The sequence below is a fragment of the Rahnella perminowiae genome, assembly GCF_019049695.1.
GTDB lineage: Bacteria > Pseudomonadota > Gammaproteobacteria > Enterobacterales > Enterobacteriaceae > Rahnella > Rahnella perminowiae.
On sequence record NZ_JAFMOT010000142.1, the window covers coordinates 1 to 19786 of the forward strand.

Consider the following 19786-nt stretch of genomic DNA (forward strand, 5'->3'; position numbering starts at 1 on the left):
CGCTGAATATCCGTGACCAGCAACTGGTCTGGGTGGCCTCACGCCGTGGCAAAGTTATCTCACGCGTCAACTACAACGAACGTATCAATCTGGGTGCGGTGTACATGACGTATCAGTGGTGGATTGGCGCCTGTAATGAGCTGACGCAAGATAATCTCGACCCGATTTCCAAAACACCGGAAACCAAATACTGCGCAGTGAAAGTCGAACAAATCACCGATCAGCGCTGGGCCGAAAACTACGCACATCAGACTTACAGCGATATGAAAGCACGCCTGCGCAGCGCCGTGGAGGATGTGATCCCGGTGGTTGAGATTTAGTTTGATTTAGCTCCTCACCAAAAGGAGTGGGTTTTAAGCGCCTCCCTGAGGAGTGGGAATTGGGTTTTAGTTTTGCTCCCTCCCCTGCGAAGGGGAGGAGCTTTAAAACCCTCCTCTACGTTTAAAAAGGGTTTTTATGTCCGGTCTGCTCATTCGCATCTGCGGTAAAGTCCAGGGCGTCGGTTTCCGGCCTTTCATCTGGCAACTGGCTGACCGTCTGCGGCTTCGCGGGGAAGTGTGTAACGACAGCGCAGGTGTGGAAATCAGGCTGCTTCAGCCGGTCAATCTTGAAATTTTTATTGAACAGTTACAACGCGACTGCCCGCCGCTGGCACGCATCGACAGCATCACTTTCGATCCTTTCGACTGGCCGATACCGCCGCAAAATTTCACTATCGCTGACAGCCGTCACAGCCGGATGGATACACAGGTAGTGCCCGACGCGGCAACCTGCCCCGAATGCCTGAAAGATATTACCCGTCCGGGGGATCGTCGTTTCGGCTACGCCTTCACCAACTGTACACATTGCGGCCCGCGTTTTACGCTGATCCGCGCCATGCCTTATGACCGCCCTTCCACCAGCATGGCGGAATTTCGCTTGTGCCCGCACTGCCAGCAAGAATATCAGGATCCTGCCGACCGCCGGTTTCACGCACAGCCGGTCGCCTGTCCGCAATGCGGGCCGCAGGTCAGCGCGACGTTGCAAAATGGCAACATTCTGGCACAAGGAGAAGCGGCACTGGAATGCGCCGTCGCGGCATTACGTGCGGGTAAAATCGTCGCCATTAAAGGGCTGGGCGGCTTTCATCTGGCCTGTGATGCCACACAACAAAACGCGGTAATGCGGCTGCGGGAACGTAAACAGCGGCCGTCAAAACCACTGGCGGTGATGCTGCCGGATATCAGCTGGCTGGCAGAATGCAGCGATGAAAGCCCGCAATTTGCACTGCGTGAAATGCTGGAATCACCGGCTGCACCCATCGTACTGGCAGAGAAAAGTGCGATATCAAAGCTGTGCGCTGCCATTGCGCCGGACCTGGACGAAGTCGGACTGATGCTGCCGTTTACTCCGCTGCATCATTTACTGATACAGGCGGTTCATACCCCCCTGGTGATGACCTCCGGCAATGCGAACGGTTGTGCGCCTGTACTGACCAATGAAGCTGCGCTTTTGCAACTCAACGGTATTGCCGACGTGTGGTTGCTGCATAACCGCGATATTGTCCAGCGCGCCGATGATTCACTGCTGCGTGTGACACCCCGGGGTATTGAAATGCTGCGCCGCGCGCGCGGCTATGTGCCCGATGCTTTTACACTGCCTGCCGGATTCAACATCCAGCCGCCGCTGCTGGCGCTGGGCGGTGATCTCAAAAATACCTTCTGTCTGGTGCGCGGCGATCAGGCCATTCTCAGTACGCATTTCGGATCACTCACCTGCAGCGATATTGCCGGACAACAACAGCACGCGATTGAACATTTTCAGCGCCTTTATGATTGCCTGCCGGTGGCAGTGGCCTGTGACGCGCATCCGGGGTATGTCAGCCATAGACAGGCGGAAAGCCACGGTGTACGCGTGACGGAGGTTCTTCATCATCACGCCCATATTGCTGCATGTCTGGCGGAACATGGCTGGCCGCTGGATGGCGGCAAGGTTATCGGGCTGGCGCTTGACGGGCTGGGTTATGGCATTGCTGATGCTAAAACCGGTGCCCTGTGGGGCGGCGAGTGTTTGCAGGCAGATTATCTGCACTGCGAACATTTAGGCGGATTGCCCGCCGTTGCGCTGCCGGGTGGCGACCGCGCCGCGCGGGAACCGTGGCGGAATTTACTGGCACATTGGCAGGCTTTTGTGCCGGACTGGCAGACACGCCCTGAGGCAAAGGCGTTACAGGAACATCCGTGGTTGCCGCTCTCCAGAGCCATCACCGCCGGGATTAATGCCCCGCTGGCGTCTTCCTGCGGACGCCTGTTTGATGCCGTCGCCGCCGCACTCGGCTGTACGCCTGCGCAACTGAGCTGGGAAGGCGAGGCGGCAAGCCGTCTGGAAGCGCTGGCGCAACGCGGACAGGGTATTTCGCATCCGGTGACAATGCCGCTGCGGCATACACCGTCGGGCACGTTTCTTGATTTAGCGACGTTCTGGCAGCAATGGCTCGGCTGGAGGGCTACGCCTGACGCACGGGCTTTCGCTTTTCACGATGCGCTGGCGCAAGGCTTTGCCGCCCTCGCCTGCTATCACGCGGTCAGAACTGGCACCCGTACTGTGGCGCTGGGGGGTGGCGTGCTGCATAACCGTCTGCTGCGCCGGCTTTTACATCACTATTTAGCGCCCCTTCGCGTGCTGATGCCACAAAAGGTGCCTGCCGGAGACGGCGGTCTGGCGCTGGGGCAGGCTGTTATCGCCTGCGCCCGCCTGCAATATTCTTCTGGTTTTAACAACAAGGACTCCCATGATTAACCGTGATTTTTTTCACACGCACCGTCGTGCTTTCTGGCTGCTGATCGGGCTGCTGGCTGTCAATTTACTGGCCTGGGGTTGGGCTCTGGTGGTGTTTCGCCACAACCCTGCGCTGGTGGCGGCGGCCTTGCTGGCTTACGGTTACGGGCTGCGTCACGCCGTTGATGCCGATCATATTGCGGCTATTGATAACGTCACCCGTAAGCTGATGCAACAAGGACAGCGGCCGGTGGCAGTCGGGGCATTTTTTTCTCTCGGACATTCCAGCATTGTGGTGCTGGCCTGCGTGGCGATCGCGGCAACATCTCTGGTGTTTGGTAATAAAATTGGCTGGCTGCATGACTATGGCAGCACGATTGGCACACTGGTTTCCGCGCTATTTCTGCTGATGATGGCGCTGTTGAATGCGCTGATCCTGCGCGATGTTTACCGCCGTTTTCAGAAAATCAAACAGGGTAAAAATCCTGCGGAAACCGGAGAAGATCACAGGATGCAGGGTGGGATGATGAGCCGGTTATTCAGCTTTGCGTTTAATCTGGTAAACAAAAGCTGGCAGATGTATCTGGTAGGCTTTTTATTCGGGCTGGGTTTTGATACGGCCACTGAAATTGGCCTGCTGGGTATTTCCGCCGCCGGGGCCTCTTCCGGTATGTCCGTATGGAGCATTTTGATATTTCCGGCGCTGTTCGCCAGCGGCATGGCGCTGGTCGATTCACTGGATAACTTTGTCATGGTCGGCGCTTACGGCTGGGCGTTCGATAAACCGGTGCGTAAGCTCTATTACAACATGACAATTACCGCCACCAGTGTGGTAATCGCCCTGTTTATCGGTGGCCTGGAAGCGCTCGGACTGTTGGCCGATAAGCTGGACTTACACGGTGGAATTTGGGTCGTTGTCGGGCGCCTCAATGAAAATATGGGCAGCGTGGGGTACGCTGCCGTGGCGATTTTTGTGGTGTTCTGGGGTATTTCTGCCCTCAATTATCGCCGTAAAGGCTACGACAATCTGGCGGTGTGATCCGCGCGCCGTCAGGCATCGTCCGGCAAGGTCAGTTGCTTTTCCAGACGCAGTTTATCGCCGTCCGTTACAGTTATCATAATTTGCGTTTTGCCCCCGGGCTGGACGGCAAAACGCATCTGCCCCAGAGGCTGCGGCTGGTTAGCGGAAAGATTCATATTATGGCTCTGACGGCTGGTGCTGGTGCCCGCAGTACTTTCCTGCGAAACAGAAACCGCTACCTGACAGGCACAGGCTTTGGTGAGGCTGACCATCGGCGTAATGACATAATTCTGCGCATTGTTTTGTGTATCGAACCAAAGCTGGTTGGACATCACGGCAGCAATCAGGAGTAAATGCATAACGTTTATCCTCCGTATCCGGTCGAAAAAAAACAGGGCCAGCGCCCTGTTCTGAGAAGCTTTTGCCATGACTCATGGTTGTAGCTAAACCTGTTTTTTGCTCCTCCCCCTGCGAAGGGGGAGGTCGGGAGGGGGTTTCGCAGGCAACATCAAATCCGACGTTGCGAGTAATACCCTACCCCAGCCCTCCCCTTCACAGAGGAGGGAGCTGAATCAGTTTTGTGAAGCGTACGCGAGGTTGCCGGTACCAGACTGAACAATATTGGTCAGAGCACCGTTAGCCCCTTGCGAAGCCTGAGCATAGTTGCCAGAACCATTTTGGGAAACCAGCACTTTGCTGCCGTTTGCAGTTTGTGCAACGTTAGCATTGTTGAAGTCACCCTTCTGAGAAACGCTCACCAGACTGCCGTCGCCAGTCTGATTGGTGCTCGCGGTATTTCTGTAACCATCCTGACCGATGGAGGTCAGCGATTTTTGTGCGCCAGACTGAGTGGCATTCGCCAGGTTAGCCGTGCCCTGCTGGTAAATCTGAATTTCAGAATTCCACTGAGTTGCCGTGAATGTCGGGACCGTTGACGGCGGTGTTGACGGGCCGGAGGGTCCGCCACCGTGATGACCATCATTGCCCCCTGCAAACGCACTGCCACTGACGACTAAAGCGGAAACTGCCACAATTTTCCAAAGTTTCATGATGCTACCCCATTGGTTTAATGTCGGATGTCATAAAAAACGTTCTACCCTTTTTGGGCCGATTTGATTGCTAATGCTGTGTCACTCTAATCGCCATTCCTGACGAGTTTTGTACGACGCCGCTGCTCTGGTTCGTACCATTCTGACGAATTTCCGTTACACTCCGGCCTTTTTGCAGAATGTATGCGGTATTGCCAAAATTCTGTTGCGTAATGGATGCATCCCCGCCGCCGGTTTGCGATATGTAGGCGAAATTATCGCTACCGCTTTGGGATATATCCGCGTTATTTCCATTACCTCGCTGATTCAGCAGTGCTGTATTCTCTGACCCGGTCTGACGGATAGCACCTGAATTTCCGTAACCCGTCTGATGGGTGACAGTCAGATTGCTATTACCGCTCTGATAAATTACAGCGGAGTTCCCCGTTGAATTTCCTGCACCCGCGAAAATCTGATCCGACGCTGCAGAATTGATTTCCGGATAAGTCATATCAAACTGCTGTGCATGAATCCCCCAGGATGCTGTAAGTAACGCCAGGGTCAATAAAGTCTTTTTCATTTCGTCACCCTGTATATACCGGCACCTTACTTAGCTCACCGGTTAATTGCTGCGGACAAATTGATTATGGTGTTTACTGAAAATAAGGAACTCACCCGCCCGTCGTATTTTAATTTCAGGCTTCATCAGAAAGTATGAGACAACCTTTATCATGCGGACTGTCCGGAACGATGGTGTAAAAGGTCAGCGGGGCTAATCAACCCCATGGCATTAATCCTAAAATTAAAGTGCAGAACAGTTTAAATAATCACACAAATGCAACTATTCTTAATTCTCTTTGAAATTAAAAACCCACGTAAAAGAGATCACCTGCACACTTTCATCCCTTAGCAGTCGCAAAAAAAAGCCTTTCCGCTGCTTTATAGCGCTGTTTAACCCGATGTAAAGTGACTTACAGGCCTGCTCACCTAAGTGAAATCAATACAAAAAGACACCATAATTTGGGTTATTAAAGGCGAAGCATGCAGCCGGCGGGTGTTTCAGCACAATTAAACCGGGTTGCTATCGAAGAAATATTTAGCCTTAACAAGGCCAAACGTTAATTTAGTGTAAAATTAGTAGTTAAGTCCTCTTTAACATGACGGGAATTAATTCCCGTCAATACATAAGGAAAGCTTTATACATTTTATGTTACATTCTGAAACACAAATAAGCCTTGCGTAAGGTAAACCAAAAGCTAAATTGAGTCAGTAACGCACATAAAACCGCCTGAAAATATTATGTGCCTCAGGTTGTGAATATTTGCTACTTTCAGATATACACAGCAAACATATCGCTATAGGTTTAGCAAAATAAAATCTCAGTCTATTTCCTGCCTTTTCAGTGATCAGGCAATGGCAGACTGTGGCTATAAAAATCAGGGCAGGGTTTCATTATGAGTAATGAAGCAGCAATCAATAATAATATTCTTTTATTAGTGACTAAACCATCATTACAAGCCAGTGCTTTATTGCAGCAATTAAAACAGCAACTTTGTGTTAATGCCCGGCTTCACAATATCCATAAATTACTTGAAGATCAGCCGCTTCATCAGGCATTAATTCTCTTCGATATGATGGAGGCCGATCGTCGGACAATTGATCTGTGGCAAACAGCGGTAAACCGTTATCACGACAATGTGAAGTTATTATTATTAAACACACCGGATAATTATCATTTTCGGGAAATTGAAACCTGGCCGGGGATCAGCGCCGTTTTTTATCTTTCCACCGATGAAGCACATCTGGTGGAAGGGATTAAAAGCGTGATCCGTGGAGAATGCTACTTCTCTCAGGGCTTCGCCAGTTACCTGATCAATCAGTCCGGTGCTTTCCGCCAGCTTCACTCAGAAGATACCGGCCTGACTCATCGCGAAAAAGAGATCCTTAATAAGTTACGTGTGGGTGCCTCGAATACGGAAATCGCGCGTTTGCTGTTTATCAGCGAGAACACCGTTAAAACGCATCTCTATAATTTATTTAGGAAAATATCGGTTAAAAACCGTACCCAGGCGGCGTCCTGGGCTAACGACAACCTCAAGCGCTGACATCATGACTATGTGCATAAAGGGCTTCTGGCTCTGGCTGGCGCTGCTGTGCGCCACCTGCCTGCATGTACAGGCTGCGGATATAAAAGATCCGGGGCTTATCACCGACAGAACCGTGACTTCGGTTGGCCATGATTTTTACCGTGGCTTCACCGGCAAATGGGAACAGAACTACCCGGAAACGCTCACCATTTCAGAAAGGCCCAGCGCCCGCTGGGGCAGTTGGATCACCATAAAAATAGGTCAGGACACTCTTTATCAGGCTTTGCTGTTTCCCAACCGTCGCAATTTTAATAAGGACGTCGATACCGCCATTGCCGGGGTGAGCGAAGCACTATCACGGCGGCAGTTAGACAAAGCGTTACTGGGCACCGGGGATCTCGCCCATGACGAATTTTAATGCACAGCCTCTTTTAAGGAGAGCATCGTGAATATTCCAGTCTCAGCTTCGCGTTCAGTCATGCTGCTGGCATTACTGACGGCATCCCCGGTTTCCTGGGGCGGCAACATGGTTTTTCAGTTCATCAACCCGAATTTTGGTGGCAACCCGAATAATGGTGCGTTTCTGCTCAACGAAGCTCAGGCGCAGAATTCTTATAAAGATCCCGACAGCTATGACTTCGGCTCCACCCAGACGTCCGCGCTGGATAATTTTACCGCCTCGATACAGTCGCAATTACTGGGCAGCCTGATGGGCAACGTCAATCAGGGGAAACCGGGGCGGCTGGTAACACAAGACTTTATCGTGGATATCCAGAATACCGACGGGCAGTTGGTGATGAATGTCACTGACCGCAAGACCGGCAAAATTTCCACTATCCAGGTACAGGGCTTGTCCGCCACGACCAACTGATTCCGATGACCAATAAAAACAGGAACGACATCATGCGCAGCTATTTATTACTCATCGCAGTTTTTGTGTTGAGCGGGTGCCTCACAGCAGCACCGAAAGAAGCCGCAAGACCGACATTATTGCCCCGGGCACCAAGCTATACCGATCTGACTCACTTGCCTTCGCCGCAGGGCCGGATTTTTGTGTCGGTCTATAACATTCAGGATGAAACGGGCCAGTTCAAGCCATATCCGGCCAGTAACTTCTCGACCGCCGTGCCGCAAAGTGCCACAGCGATGCTGGTATCGGCACTCAAAGATTCCAAATGGTTTATCCCGCTGGAACGTCAGGGGCTGCAAAACTTACTGAACGAACGCAAAATTATTCGTGCCGCGCAGGAGAATGGCAGCGTCGCCATCAATAATCAGCGGCCGCTTTCCTCGCTGGTCGCGGCGAATATCCTGATTGAAGGCTCGATAATCGGTTACGAAAGTAATGTGAAATCAGGCGGTGCGGGGGCGCGATACTTCGGTATCGGAGCCAGCACACAATACCAGCTGGACCAGATAGCGGTGAACCTGCGTGCTGTCGACGTCAATACCGGAGAAGTTTTATCGTCCGTGAATACCAGCAAGACGATTTTGTCGTATGAAGTGCAGGCCGGGGTGTTCCGCTTTATCGACTATCAGCGGTTACTGGAAGGTGAGCTGGGTTACACCACCAATGAGCCAGTTATGTTGTGCCTGATGTCGGCGATTGAATCCGGGGTGATTTATCTGGTGAATGACGGCATCGAACGTAACCTGTGGCAGTTGCAGAAACCGTCGGACATCAACTCACCGATTCTGCAACGCTACAAGAACAATATTGTCCCTGCCGAATCCTGATAACCGGCAGTTGGCGAAGGGAAACCGTGGGTTGAAACGGTTTCCCTTCTTTTTTTATCCGGTGATCTCAGGTTTTGTTTTCCTCAGTTTTCACCGCCTGACGATAATTATTCACTCGCTTCTTATCCTCTAGATTAAAATCAGGATCGAGATAAATACTCAGCCGTTTAATCAGCAAATCTTCAAAAACAAAGACCGTGCAGAAATGATGGCTGCCGGCCTCCGACGTCGGCCAGCGGTCACCGTTTTGCATCACGCCACGCATCTGCCCTTCCAGCACAATGGCATCTCCGTCACTCAGAAAACGGAACGCGTCCTGAATGTGTTGGATCTTATCGATTTCAAGCGCGAAGCGTTTACCGAGTTCCCCCAGCGAAGTTTTTCCCTGTGCAGTGCCAAATTTTGGAAAAAACAGCACCACATCTTCAGCAAAGAGATCCAGCAATGACGCATCTGCCTGATCCAGTTTGGCGTAGAAATTTCTAACAATTTCAATGCGTTTTTCTTTCAGTTCGTGTTCTGCCATTTTCACCTCGGAATTCTCCATTTAATACATAAGCCTAGTGACTACAGCTGATTTTGCCAGTGAAGCGGCAGTGCTCACAAAACCACCGTTTCTGCCTGATGAAGAGTTTTCTGCACAGCGGGCGGGAATTCTCTACACTGGCGGGAGTTTTTATATTACTTCCCCTTACATTATTTTTTCCGGAGAGCCACGGATGCCTCAGTTCAATCAGACAGGTCGCCCGATGCCACACCTGCCTACACCCGGCCGCGGGTTAATCATTACCCTCTGCCTGCTTCAGGGATTATTGCTGTACTTCTTTTTCTCAGACCACATTGCAGCAAGATTTGCCGGTTTCTCTCACAATATTTACGGCCAGACTATGGCATTTACATTACCGGTGCTGATTTCATTGTCCGTCGTTCACCTGAATGACCGCCGGTTATGGGCCTCAGTGGCCCTGCTGGCGCTGCTGCTGGCCGGTATGGCCACCTGGGTAAAAAGTAATATAGCGGAGACATCGGCGGATTCAGTGCTGGTGTCATTTAATTTGTCTCTGGCGCTGCTGGTCTACTTCATTTTGCCGTGGCTGCAGGTACAAACTTTCCCGGCGGCAAACCGTTACCGCTATGCCAGTCTTTCTGCGTGTTACAGCCAGAACACGCTGTCGGCCATGCTTACGTTCCTGCTGATGCTGCTGGCAGTGGGCGTGATGGCTCTGTGCGCGGCGCTGTTCCGGCTGGTCGGCATCGAATATCTCCATGAATTATTTTTTGAAACGCCGCTGTTTATGTATCTGGTTTACGGGCTGCTGTTAGGGGCCAGTATCGTCATCTGCCGAACGCAGCCGGCGCTCATCAATACCACCCGCCACATCATCCGTTTCATCCTGAAAGGCTTATTGCCGCTGATGGCGTTTGTCGCGCTGATTTTCCTGTTTGCCCTGCCCTTCACCGGCTTGTCAACGCTGTCGCAAGCCTGGTCTGCAGCGAGCCTGCTGACCACCATGGCGCTGAGTATTCTGTTGCTGGTCAATGTCGTGCGTGAAACTGACAGCGAGGTCAAACCCTATCCGCGCGCTATCCGCCTGCTGGTGAATGCGGCGATTTTGTTGCTGCCGTTGTATGCCATACTGGCGCTCTACGCCACCGGCTTGCGCGTTTCGCAACACGGCTGGACACCGGAACGTCTGCGGGCGGTGCTGCTGATCGTCATTACGCTGCTCGCATCGCTTTGCTACAGCTTATCGGTTATCGATAAGCACCCCGGCTGGCTGCCACGCATCACCCAGCTCAATAAACCGCTGTCGGTGCTGGTGGTGATACTGGTGATTGCCGCCAACAGCCCGCTGCTCGATCCTTACCGCATCAGCGTGAACAACCAGATTGCACGCCTCGACAAGGGCAAGATACAGGCGAAGGATGTTGATCTGAAATGGCTGCGTTTTGACACCGGTCGGCGGGGTAACGACGCGCTGGCAGCGCTGCAACAGCACCCCGCATTCACTGCCGATCCGCGCCTGCTGACCGCAGTGAAAAATATGATGGCACAGACATCACGCTGGGGTTCCTACAACGATAAAAATGCAGCCGAACTGGCGAAAAATTATCGTGTGGAAGAGGCGAAAAAACGGATTCAGCTGGCGAAAGGTGCGACATCCCCCGATGACGCATGGTGGAAAAACCTGCCGCTGCTGGAGGAGTTCCGCAATACACTGCGCGATTGCCTCAGCCTTCAGGGTGCGTGTATCGTCAATACGCTGGATTTAAACAATGACCGGCAGAAAGAGGTTTTTCTCTGTAATACGCTGGATGCACCTTCCGTTAATTGTCGCATTTACGCCAGACAGGCCGGGAAATGGACCCAGGCGGGAGAACTTTATCTGTATGAAGAAAAAGATAAATCTGCACTGATTACCGCCCTGCGCAACGGTGAGGTAAAACCGATGCAGCGTAAATGGAGTGATGTGCAGATTGACGGTAAACGCCGGGTCATTCACTACAACCACGACGAAGAATAACGCAGAATTCCCGGATAAATATGACCTGGATAATAAAGAAGTTAGGCTGATGTCATAAAAAAGCCGGGCGTCGCCCGGCTTTTGTTCAAATGCGCCTCAGGCAGTGACCGTCGGATCCTGTTCCACGGGCGGTTCACCCACCGTTTTTTTCGGTGGCAGCAAACCGTCGGCACGGAACATCGCTTTGATGCCGCGCACGGCCTGACGGATCCGGTCCTGATTTTCGATCAGGGCGAAACGGACATGCGTATCGCCGTAATCCCCGAAACCGATCCCCGGTGACACACACACTTTTGCGTCGGCCAGCAATCGTTTGGCAAATTCCAGCGATCCTAAATGCGCATAAGCAGGCGGGATTTTTGCCCAGACGTACATTGATGCTTTCGGATTTTCCACCATCCAGCCCGCTTCATGCAGACCTCGTACCAGCACATTACGGCGCTGACGGTATTGTTCAGCAATGTCTTTCACACATTGCTGATCGCCTTCCAGCGCGGCGATGGCCGCCACCTGCAACGGCGTGAAAGTGCCATAATCATGGTAACTTTTGATGCGTGCCAGCGCGCTGACCAGTTCAGGATTACCGACCATAAAACCGATACGCCAGCCCGCCATGTTGTAACTTTTCGACAGCGTGAAGAATTCCACCGCAATGTCTTTTGCGCCCGGCACCTGCATAATTGACGGCGCTTTCCAGCCGTCGTAGACGATATCCGCATAGGCCAGATCGTGGATCACCAGCACGTTGTATTGTTTAGCCAGTGCCACCACACGCTCGAAGAAATCCAGCTCCACACATTGCGCCGTCGGGTTGGACGGGAAACCGAGGATCATCATTTTCGGGCGCGGAATAGTTTCACGAATGGCTTTTTCCAGCTCAGCAAAGAAATCCACGCCTTCGGCCAGTGGCACGGAGCGCACCTGCGCACCGGCAATCACGGCACCATAAATGTGGATCGGATAACTTGGGTTGGGCACCAGTACGGTGTCGCCATGATCGAGCGTTGCCAGCATGAGATGCGCCAGCCCTTCTTTCGAACCGATGGTGACAATAGCTTCGCTCTCAGGATCGATTTCCACCTGATAGCGATCGGCATACCAGCGGGAAATGGCACGACGCAGACGCGGAATGCCGCGTGAGGTCGAGTAACCGTGGGTATCCTCGCGCTGCGCAACCTGCACCAGCTTTTCCACAATGTGCGGCGGTGTCGGGCCGTCGGGATTGCCCATACTGAAATCGATAATGTCTTCGCCACGATGGCGTGCGGCCATTTTCAGTTCAGCGGTAATGTTGAAAACATAAGGGGGAAGACGATCAATACGTGAAAAACGACGGGGTGAACTGGAATCAGCCATAATTTCCTCTGGGATACGTAAGCGCCCGGACCGTCCGAGCGACGCTGGCCGTGTAACGGCCTACAACGAACATAACGCAGAGGAAAATGGCTGTCGAGATACCGGGCATCTTTTTTTCACTGTGGACGTGGATCGGTGGCCAGCAGCCCCAGCAGCCAGTCGTTTTTCCACTCATCACCGATCCGGTAGCTGTCCCGCAAACGCCCTTCCATCCGGAATCCGCATTTTTCCAGCACACGGCGCGATGCGTCGTTGCCTTCCAGCACGTTAGCCTGCAAACGATGAAAACCACACTGGTCAAACGCAAAGTTCAGCACTTCACGCAGGGATTCCACGGCATACCCCTTACGCTGATGTTCAGGTGCCAGAATGAATCCGACTTCACCCTGTTTATACGGCCGCCAGTCCGGGAAAAATCCGGTCAGCCCCACTGCTGCGCCGGTTTCTCTTTCACGCATCAGCAGGCACAGCCAGAAATCACTGTCGCGATCCCAGTGACCCAGACGTTGTTCAAAACGGCGATGAACCTGCGCGTGGGTTTCAATATCGCCGATAAAACGCATGACCTCCGGGGTCTGATACAGCCGCAAGAAAAATGCCCAGTCATCAGCCTGGAGAGGCTGCATGATCAGCCGCGGCGTAGATAACGAAATCATGTCGGAATGTGCTCCTGTGTCTGCCGATGGTGAAAGTCTGACCTTTTACATATAATAACCGCTGAATCCATTTGGCACGCTTATCTTTCAATCGTGCAAAGAGTCTAATCTGCCATGCCTCACATGTTCGATATGCTGCTGGCGGTCTTCGACCGTGCGGCGCTGATGCTTATCTGTTTGTTCTTCCTCACGCGAACTCCGCTGTTCCGCAAATTGCTGCATAAAGAAAATGAAAACCATACACCGCTGGAACTGACTGCGGTTACCGCCATTTTCTCACTGTTCGCTATTTTCGGTACGCTCTCAGGCATCAACGTCGAAGGTTCACTGATCAACGTACGTACGATCGCGATCATGTCGGGCGGGATCCTGTTCGGGCCCTGGGTCGGGATCATTACCGGCCTGATTTCCGGCACCCACCGTTTCCTGATCGACATCCACGGGCCGACGTCTGTTCCGTGTCTGATTACCAGTATTACCGCAGGTTTCCTCTCCGGTTATATCAATAAAAAAGTCAAAAAATCGCTGCACTGGAAAGTCGGTATTCTGGGCGGCATGCTGTGCGAAACGCTGACCATGATCCTGATTTTGCTGATGGCGCGACCGTTTTCGCTCGGGCTGGATATCGTCATGAATATCGCCGCACCGCTGATCCTCGGTGCCAGTTCCATCGGCCTGATTGTGTTGCTGGTGCAAAGTGTCGAGGATGAAAAAGAGGTGATCGCCGCACGACAGGCGCGGCTGGCGCTGGATATCGCCAATAAAACCCTGCCCTATTTTCGTAACATAGAAGGCAGAAATATCAACGCCGGATCGTTAGCCAGTATTTGCAGTATTATTCGCGATGATATCGATGCTGATGCGGTGGCGATAACCGACACCAAAAACATACTGGCGTACGTCGGCGTGGGCGCAGAAGAATACAATATCGGCCATGAAACGCTGAGTGAGATGACCAAAGCGACGCTGGAAAGCGGTGAAATTACGGTGAAAAACAACGACGAAATGCACCGTACGCCACAGATACACTCGCTGATTATCATTCCTCTCTGGGAAAAAGGTGAAGTCACCGGCTCGCTGAAAATCTATTATTGTGACCCGCACCGCATCACTTATTCGCTGAAAGTGATGGCGATCGGGTTGTCGCAGATTATGTCGACACAGATGGAAGTATCACGCACCGAGCAGTTACGCGAGATGGCCAATAAAGCGGAAATGCGGGCGTTGCAGAGCAAGATAAATCCCCATTTTCTGTTTAACGCGCTGAACGCGATTTCATCATCTATCCGTGCCCGCCCTGACGTGGCGCGCCAGCTGATCATCAATCTTTCCCGCTATCTGCGTTATAACCTGGAACTGAACGATGAGCTGATTGATCTGCGCAAAGAATTGCATCAGGTGCAGGATTACATCGCCATTGAGCAGGCGCGGTTCGGCAGCAAGCTGACGGTGATTTATGACATTGATGATGACATTTCGGTGAAAATTCCGAGCCTGCTGATCCAGCCGCTGGTAGAGAACGCTATTGTGCACGGCATCCAGAAATGCAGCGGAAAAGGCGTGGTGGTCATTTCAGTGAAGCATCAGGCTGACGGCATCAGGGTATCAATAAAAGATACCGGCCATGGTATTAATCAGGAAACGATTGACCGCGTGGCACGCAATGAAATGCCCGGCAATAAAATTGGCCTGCTGAATGTACATCACCGCGTTTCATTATTGTATGGTCAGGGCCTGACTATCCGCCGTCTTGAACCCGGCACGGATATTTCGTTTGTGATTACGCATACGCAACCCCAGGTCACGGCAGCCTCAGAGAGCAAAATCGCCTGACCCGCAGAAACGCTTTTTAGTTTTACCCGCCCGCATTTCGGGCCATCGCACCGGGGGATAATTCCGTGAACGCTATTATCGTCGAAGATGAAGTACCGGCTCAGGAAGAGCTGAGTTATCTGATTAATACCCACAGCAGCATCAGCATTGAAGCAGTTTTTGATGACGGGCTGGACGTGCTTAAATACCTGCAATCGCATGAAGTGGACGCGATTTTTCTTGATATCAGCATCCCTTCCCTCGATGGCGTATTGCTGGCGCAAAACATCAGTAAGTTTGCGCACAAGCCGTATATCGTGTTTATCACCGCCTATAAGGAGCATGCCGCAGAAGCGTTTGAAATTGAGGCGTTTGATTACATTCTTAAGCCTTATCATGAGTCGCGCATTGTCACCATGCTGCAAAAGCTGGAGTCACATTTTCGTCGGGATAAAGAGCTGGCTGCGAAGGAGCCCGGTGATAAACAGGAAGGTACTGCACCGGCCACGGGCAACCCCCTGCGGGTCAGTCACAGCATCAATCTGATTAAAGATGAGCGTATTATCGTTACCGATATTAACGATATTTATTACGCCGCCGCGCAGGAAAAGGTGACACAGGTTTATACCCGCAAAGAAGAATTCACGATGCCAATGAACATCACTGAATTATGCAACCGCCTGCCGGAGGAGTATTTCTTTCGCTGTCACCGTTCATATTGCGTGAATCTGTCGAAAATCCGCGAGATCGTGCCGTGGTTTAACAACACCTATATTTTGCGGTTAAGTGATCTGGATTTTGAAGTGCCGGTGAGCCGGAGCAAAGTGAAAGAATTCAGGCAATTAATGCGGTTTTGATGGGGATCTGACGGGTTTTGAGGCGGAGGGCGTTATCTTTTGGCGTCCGGCTCTGAATTATTACAAAAATGTCATTAACCCGTCATCCTCAGGTTAGCCAGTAAAAAGTAGACTTTGTTTCGTCAAGACAGAGGATATTTCGCACTTTCTCACGTCTGTGATGTGGAAAACCTAAATATACCTCTGCCAGATATTCTGCGTTATTAACAAATAACATTGAGTTCAAAAGGACGAACATATGTTTAAAAAGAAATTATTACTCGCCGGTATTATCAATGCGCTGTGTCTGACATCCGCCTTTGCAGCAAACCCTCTTAGCGTCCACGTTCTGAACCTGCAAAACGGGCTGCCATCACAGGGGGTAAGCGTATCGCTCGAGGAGCAGGAAGGTAACAAATGGGTGCAGCTGAGCAGTGGAGTGACCAATGAGCAGGGACGAATTCCGGCGCTGTATCCCAATGAAAGTGTGATGGAGAAAGGTAATTATCGGGTAACGTTTAAAACTGGCGAATGGTTTGAAAAACATCATACCGCTTCATTTTTCCCGGAAATCCCTGTTATTTTTAAAGCAGATGGCTCAGTGCCTCACTATCACATCCCTCTGCTTGTCAGTCCTTACGGTTTCTCGACTTATCGCGGGAATTAAAGTCAGAAAAAAATCATGATGGGCAAGATGAACTTGAGTGCGACTTCATGCTAAATCTCGGGAGGGGTTCCTTGCTCCTCCCCTTCGCAGGGGAGGAGCCGATCGAGTTACCTTCTCAGGGGCAGTTTTAGATCGTCATACCAATCGACTGACGCAGATAAGCCCCTGCACCTAACAGCCCCGGCTGATCGTGGGTGATCAGGAATACCGGAATATCCATCAGGTAATCTTTAAAACGCCCTTTGTCTTCAAACGCGGCGCGGAAGCCTGAGGCTTTGAAGAATTCCAGGAAGCGCGGAACGATGCCACCTGCAATGTACACGCCGCCGAAGGTGCCCATGTTGAGTGCCAGGTTGCCGCCAAAACGTCCCATGATCACGCAAAACAGTGACAGTGCGCGGCGGCAATCCAGATTTTCATCCGCCAGAGCCAGCTCCGTCACGTCTTTCGGTCTGAAGTTTTCCGGCACACGATTATCTGATTTGACGATGGCACGGTAAAGATTCACCAGTCCCGGACCGGAGAGAATACGCTCAGCAGAAACGTGCCCCATTTCGGTACGCAACTGCTCAAGAATAATGTCTTCTTCTTCGCTGTTTGGCGCAAAATCAACGTGGCCGCCTTCGCCCGGCAGGCTCAGCCATTGGTTGTTGGCATGAATTAAGTGTGCGACGCCCAACCCCGTGCCGGCTCCGTAAATCACTGCCGGTTTGCCGTCCTGTGCTTTTTTACCGCCAAACTGCAACAGGTCATCTTCTTTCAGCATCGGGATTGCCATAGAAACGGCAGTGAAATCATTGATCACTTCCAGATGTTGCAGTCCAAGATTTTTCTTCATTTCGGCAATGGAAAAGGCCCACGTATGGTTGGTCATCGCCACCCAGTCGCCGGTTATCGGACAAGCGATAGCGATGCATGCATCCTCAACCTCCTGATGCTGCTGCGCGAGGTACTCACGAACGACGGCTTCCAGACTGTCGTAATCCAGCCCGGAAAAAGTCTTCGACTGCGAAATCTCACCGCTGTCCAAAGCGCAAAGCGCCAGGCGGCAGTTAGTGCCCCCGACATCGCCCACCAGGGAGTATTTGGTCATGTTATTCTCCGCAAAAGTAAATTCATTATGCTGCGCATCCGCGCCAAATTCGTGTGGGCAAAATAGCGGTAATTGCTATACGCTGCAATGCAGTTTTGAAACAACCCACATTTATGCAGCATGCTACACAAAATTATGTCGACAGCCCGCAAACTGACTTTGCCGGGATTCATCTAAGCTATCAGAGCAAACGAAATTATAAATAAGGAAATACGTGCATGTTCCATCCCCGCGCCAGAGTCATGTTAGCTTTTGCCCTGCCCGCGATCATTATTGGTGTGATGTCCAGCCTGGTGCTGGTGTTCGTCATGATGATTTCTGGCGCGCTGCAGAATCTGCTGTGGGAGAACATTCCCGCCGTGCTCAATATCAATACTCAATCCGCCAGTTGGACGCTGTTTATGCTGACACTGACCGGCATTGGCGTCGGTGCCATCATAAAGTATATGCCAGGCCACGCCGGGCCGGATCCTGCTACGGAGTCGCTGATTGGGGCACCGGTGGCGATCAATGCTTTGCCGGGTCTTGCGCTGGCGCTGATGGTCGGACTGGCAGGCGGCGTCAGTCTGGGGCCGGAACATCCGATCACGGTGATTAATATTGCGCTGGTGGCGGCATTAGGCTCGCGCTTATTACCCCGGGTACCGACGACTGACTGGGTGATCCTGGCGGCAGCCGGGACTGTCGGCGCGTTGTTTGGCACGCCAGTGGCGGCCGCGCTGATTTTTTCGCAAACCCTCGGCGGTAACAAAGATGTGCAGTTATGGGATCGCCTTTTTGCGCCATTACTCGCAGCAGGTGCAGGTGCCATCACCACCGAACAATTTTTCCAGCCCGATTTTTCGCTCAGTATTCCGTCGTATGACGCCGCCAGCCTGATGGATATTTTCAGCGGCTCAGTGGTGGTGCTGATTGCTATCGCACTGGGGATGATTGCTGTCTGGCTGTTCCCGCATGTGCACCGGATGTTTAACAGTATTCATAATCCGATATTGCGGCTGGGTATTGGCGGGTTTGTGCTGGGGTTACTGGCACTGATTGGCGGAGAAATTACCCTGTTTAAAGGGCTGGATGAAATGAAAGAGCTGGCGCATTCCAATGCGCTGTTTGAGATGGGGCCATTGCTGGCGATCACCCTGACCAAACTGGCGGCGTTGGTGGTGGCGGCGGCCTGTGGTTTTCGTGGCGGACGTATTTTCCCGGCGGTGTTTGTCGGGGTATCGCTTGGCCTGATGCTGCATCAGTACGCGCCGGATGTGCCAGCGGCGGTGACTGTTTCATGCGCCGTGATGGGTATGGTACTGGTGGTGACACGCGACGGCTGGCTTAGCCTGTTTATGGCTGCCGCCGTGGTTCCGGGGCTGAAGCTGCTGCCGTTGTTGTGTATCGTGATGCTGCCAGCCTGGTTAATGCTGGCCGGGAAGCCGCTGATGCAGGTGGCAAAACAGCGGCTTGTACGTCAGGCCCCGGAAGAAGATTAATCCTGCTTTAATGCAAACTCCGCTGCCGCCAGCGCATGAATGGCAGTGGTGTCAAAAACAGGTACGCTCGCGTCTTCCTCGCCCACCAGCAGGGTAATTTCGGTGCATCCGAGAATAATACCTTCCACGCCCTGCTGTTCTAATTTGCCAATAATCCGCCGATATTCTTCGCGGGAATCATCCCTGATAACGCCCAGGCACAGCTCTTCATAAATGATGCGATGGACAATCGCACGGTCAGCTTCATCCGGCGTCACCACGTCAATCTGATGTTTTTCCTGCAAACGCCCGCGGTAGAAATCCTGTTCCATGGTAAAGCGCGTACCCAGCAGGCCGATTTTACGCAGCCCCTGCCCTGCGATTTTTTCTGCCGTCGCATCGGCGATATGCAGCAGCGGCAGGCCGCCGATACGTTCGATATCATCCGCCACTTTATGCATGGTGTTAGTACATACGACAATAAATTGCGCACCTGCGCGCGCCAGTGAATGCGCGGCATTACCGAGAATTTCGCCTGCCTGCTGCCAGTCACCGGCCATTTGCAGCTTTTCGATATCGTAAAAATCGACGCTGTAAATGAACAGTTTGGCCGAATGTAATCCGCCCAGTTGCTGCTTTACCTGCTCGTTAATCATGCGGTAATACGGTACGGTGGATTCCCAGCTCATGCCACCAATCAGCCCTAATGTTTTCATCTGCACACCCTGTATTTTTCCCCGATGGCAAAACC

Annotated in this window: 19 protein-coding genes and 2 pseudogenes; 13 read left to right on the forward strand and 8 right to left on the reverse strand. The window is 52.2% G+C overall.

Annotated elements, in window-relative coordinates; all coding sequences use genetic code 11:
* The 3 genes from J1781_RS01575 to J1781_RS01585 form a co-directional block, all read left to right on the forward strand.
* Nucleotides 1–320, forward strand: a 320-nt coding sequence (locus J1781_RS01575; protein ID WP_331252960.1) for a molybdopterin dinucleotide binding domain-containing protein, incomplete at its 5' end; no start/stop codon positions are given.
* A gap of 136 nt (nucleotides 321–456) precedes the next feature.
* Nucleotides 457–2778 carry a carbamoyltransferase HypF gene (gene hypF / locus J1781_RS01580; protein ID WP_217233115.1) on the forward strand — a complete coding sequence of 774 codons (2322 nt, stop codon included), beginning with the start codon at nucleotides 457–459 and terminating at the stop codon, nucleotides 2776–2778.
* Nucleotides 2771–3796, forward strand: coding sequence for a HoxN/HupN/NixA family nickel/cobalt transporter (locus J1781_RS01585; protein ID WP_217220232.1), 1026 nt, complete (start codon nucleotides 2771–2773; stop codon nucleotides 3794–3796). Before hypF ends, J1781_RS01585 begins: the two co-directional genes overlap by 8 nt.
* An 11-nt stretch (nucleotides 3797–3807) precedes the next feature.
* Here J1781_RS01585 and csgC read toward each other — a convergent pair whose 3' ends face one another.
* The 3 genes from csgC to J1781_RS01600 all read right to left on the reverse strand — a co-directional run bounded on the left by csgC (nucleotide 3808) and on the right by J1781_RS01600 (nucleotide 5386).
* Nucleotides 3808–4137 carry a curli assembly chaperone CsgC gene (csgC, locus tag J1781_RS01590; protein WP_129952232.1) on the reverse strand — a complete coding sequence of 110 codons (330 nt, stop codon included), beginning with the start codon at nucleotides 4135–4137 and terminating at the stop codon, nucleotides 3808–3810.
* A 213-nt stretch (nucleotides 4138–4350) separates the two neighbouring features.
* Nucleotides 4351–4827 carry a curli major subunit CsgA gene (gene csgA, locus J1781_RS01595; protein ID WP_129952231.1) on the reverse strand — a complete coding sequence of 159 codons (477 nt, stop codon included), beginning with the start codon at nucleotides 4825–4827 and terminating at the stop codon, nucleotides 4351–4353.
* Nucleotides 4828–4897: 70 nt separating this feature from the next.
* On the reverse strand, nucleotides 4898–5386 hold the full coding sequence (locus tag J1781_RS01600) for a curlin (RefSeq protein WP_217218805.1): 489 nt from the start codon (nucleotides 5384–5386) through the stop codon (nucleotides 4898–4900).
* 874 nt (nucleotides 5387–6260) lie between these two features.
* Between J1781_RS01600 and csgD the strand changes: the two genes are divergently transcribed.
* From csgD to csgG, 4 genes are read left to right on the forward strand one after another with little or no spacing between them, the layout of a single operon-like run.
* Nucleotides 6261–6911 carry a biofilm master transcriptional regulator CsgD gene (csgD, locus tag J1781_RS01605; RefSeq protein ID WP_129952229.1) on the forward strand — a complete coding sequence of 217 codons (651 nt, stop codon included), beginning with the start codon at nucleotides 6261–6263 and terminating at the stop codon, nucleotides 6909–6911.
* A 4-nt stretch (nucleotides 6912–6915) separates the two neighbouring features.
* Nucleotides 6916–7311 carry a curli production assembly/transport protein CsgE gene (csgE, locus tag J1781_RS01610; protein ID WP_377427296.1) on the forward strand — a complete coding sequence of 132 codons (396 nt, stop codon included), beginning with the start codon at nucleotides 6916–6918 and terminating at the stop codon, nucleotides 7309–7311.
* Between the two features lie 60 nt (nucleotides 7312–7371).
* On the forward strand, nucleotides 7372–7764 hold the full coding sequence (gene csgF / locus J1781_RS01615) for a curli production assembly/transport protein CsgF (RefSeq protein WP_129952774.1): 393 nt from the start codon (nucleotides 7372–7374) through the stop codon (nucleotides 7762–7764).
* 32 nt (nucleotides 7765–7796) lie between these two features.
* The gene (gene csgG / locus J1781_RS01620) at nucleotides 7797–8630 is read left to right on the forward strand and encodes a curli production assembly/transport protein CsgG (RefSeq protein ID WP_217233116.1); all 834 of its coding nucleotides are present in this window, start codon (nucleotides 7797–7799) and stop codon (nucleotides 8628–8630) included.
* Between the two features lie 67 nt (nucleotides 8631–8697).
* Here the strand turns inward: csgG and J1781_RS01625 are convergent, their stop codons facing one another.
* The gene (locus tag J1781_RS01625) at nucleotides 8698–9156 is read right to left on the reverse strand and encodes a nuclear transport factor 2 family protein (RefSeq protein WP_129991719.1); all 459 of its coding nucleotides are present in this window, start codon (nucleotides 9154–9156) and stop codon (nucleotides 8698–8700) included.
* Between the two features lie 193 nt (nucleotides 9157–9349).
* On the opposite strand from J1781_RS01625, the gene J1781_RS01630 reads away from it, so the two are divergent.
* Entirely contained in the window at nucleotides 9350–11155 is a 1806-nt protein-coding gene (locus J1781_RS01630; RefSeq protein ID WP_217233117.1) for a DUF4153 domain-containing protein, read from the forward strand.
* Between the two features lie 96 nt (nucleotides 11156–11251).
* On the opposite strand, the gene alaC is transcribed toward J1781_RS01630, so the two are convergent.
* The gene (alaC, locus tag J1781_RS01635; RefSeq protein WP_129952224.1) at nucleotides 11252–12511 is read right to left on the reverse strand and encodes an alanine transaminase; all 1260 of its coding nucleotides are present in this window, start codon (nucleotides 12509–12511) and stop codon (nucleotides 11252–11254) included.
* 116 nt (nucleotides 12512–12627) lie between these two features.
* Entirely contained in the window at nucleotides 12628–13167 is a 540-nt protein-coding gene (locus J1781_RS01640; RefSeq protein ID WP_129952223.1) for a GNAT family N-acetyltransferase, read from the reverse strand.
* 114 nt (nucleotides 13168–13281) lie between these two features.
* Here J1781_RS01640 and J1781_RS01645 point away from each other — a divergent pair, with 114 nt between their 5' ends.
* The 4 genes and pseudogenes from J1781_RS01645 (at nucleotide 13282) to uraH (ending at nucleotide 16482) form a co-directional block, all read left to right on the forward strand.
* Nucleotides 13282–15000, forward strand: a complete 1719-nt coding sequence (locus J1781_RS01645; RefSeq protein WP_129991716.1) for a sensor histidine kinase — start codon at nucleotides 13282–13284, stop codon at nucleotides 14998–15000.
* A gap of 65 nt (nucleotides 15001–15065) precedes the next feature.
* A pseudogene (locus J1781_RS26460) lies at nucleotides 15066–15420 on the forward strand (response regulator); the annotation flags it as partial.
* Nucleotides 15421–15509: 89 nt separating this feature from the next.
* Nucleotides 15510–15836 (forward strand): annotated as a pseudogene (locus J1781_RS26465) (LytTR family DNA-binding domain-containing protein); the annotation flags it as partial.
* A gap of 238 nt (nucleotides 15837–16074) precedes the next feature.
* Nucleotides 16075–16482: a hydroxyisourate hydrolase gene (gene uraH / locus J1781_RS01655; protein ID WP_217233118.1), complete on the forward strand. Its 408-nt coding sequence runs from the start codon at nucleotides 16075–16077 to the stop codon at nucleotides 16480–16482.
* Between the two features lie 127 nt (nucleotides 16483–16609).
* On the opposite strand, the gene glk is transcribed toward uraH, so the two are convergent.
* Nucleotides 16610–17575: a glucokinase gene (gene glk / locus J1781_RS01660; RefSeq protein ID WP_129952219.1), complete on the reverse strand. Its 966-nt coding sequence runs from the start codon at nucleotides 17573–17575 to the stop codon at nucleotides 16610–16612.
* A gap of 218 nt (nucleotides 17576–17793) precedes the next feature.
* Here glk and J1781_RS01665 point away from each other — a divergent pair, with 218 nt between their 5' ends.
* The gene (locus tag J1781_RS01665; RefSeq protein WP_129952218.1) at nucleotides 17794–19056 is read left to right on the forward strand and encodes an ion channel protein; all 1263 of its coding nucleotides are present in this window, start codon (nucleotides 17794–17796) and stop codon (nucleotides 19054–19056) included.
* Here J1781_RS01665 and J1781_RS01670 read toward each other — a convergent pair.
* A complete protein-coding gene (locus J1781_RS01670) occupies nucleotides 19053–19751 on the reverse strand; it encodes an aspartate/glutamate racemase family protein (RefSeq protein ID WP_217233119.1) in 699 nt (232 codons plus the stop codon). The genes J1781_RS01665 and J1781_RS01670 overlap by 4 nt on opposite strands.
* Nucleotides 19752–19786 lie beyond the last annotated feature (35 nt).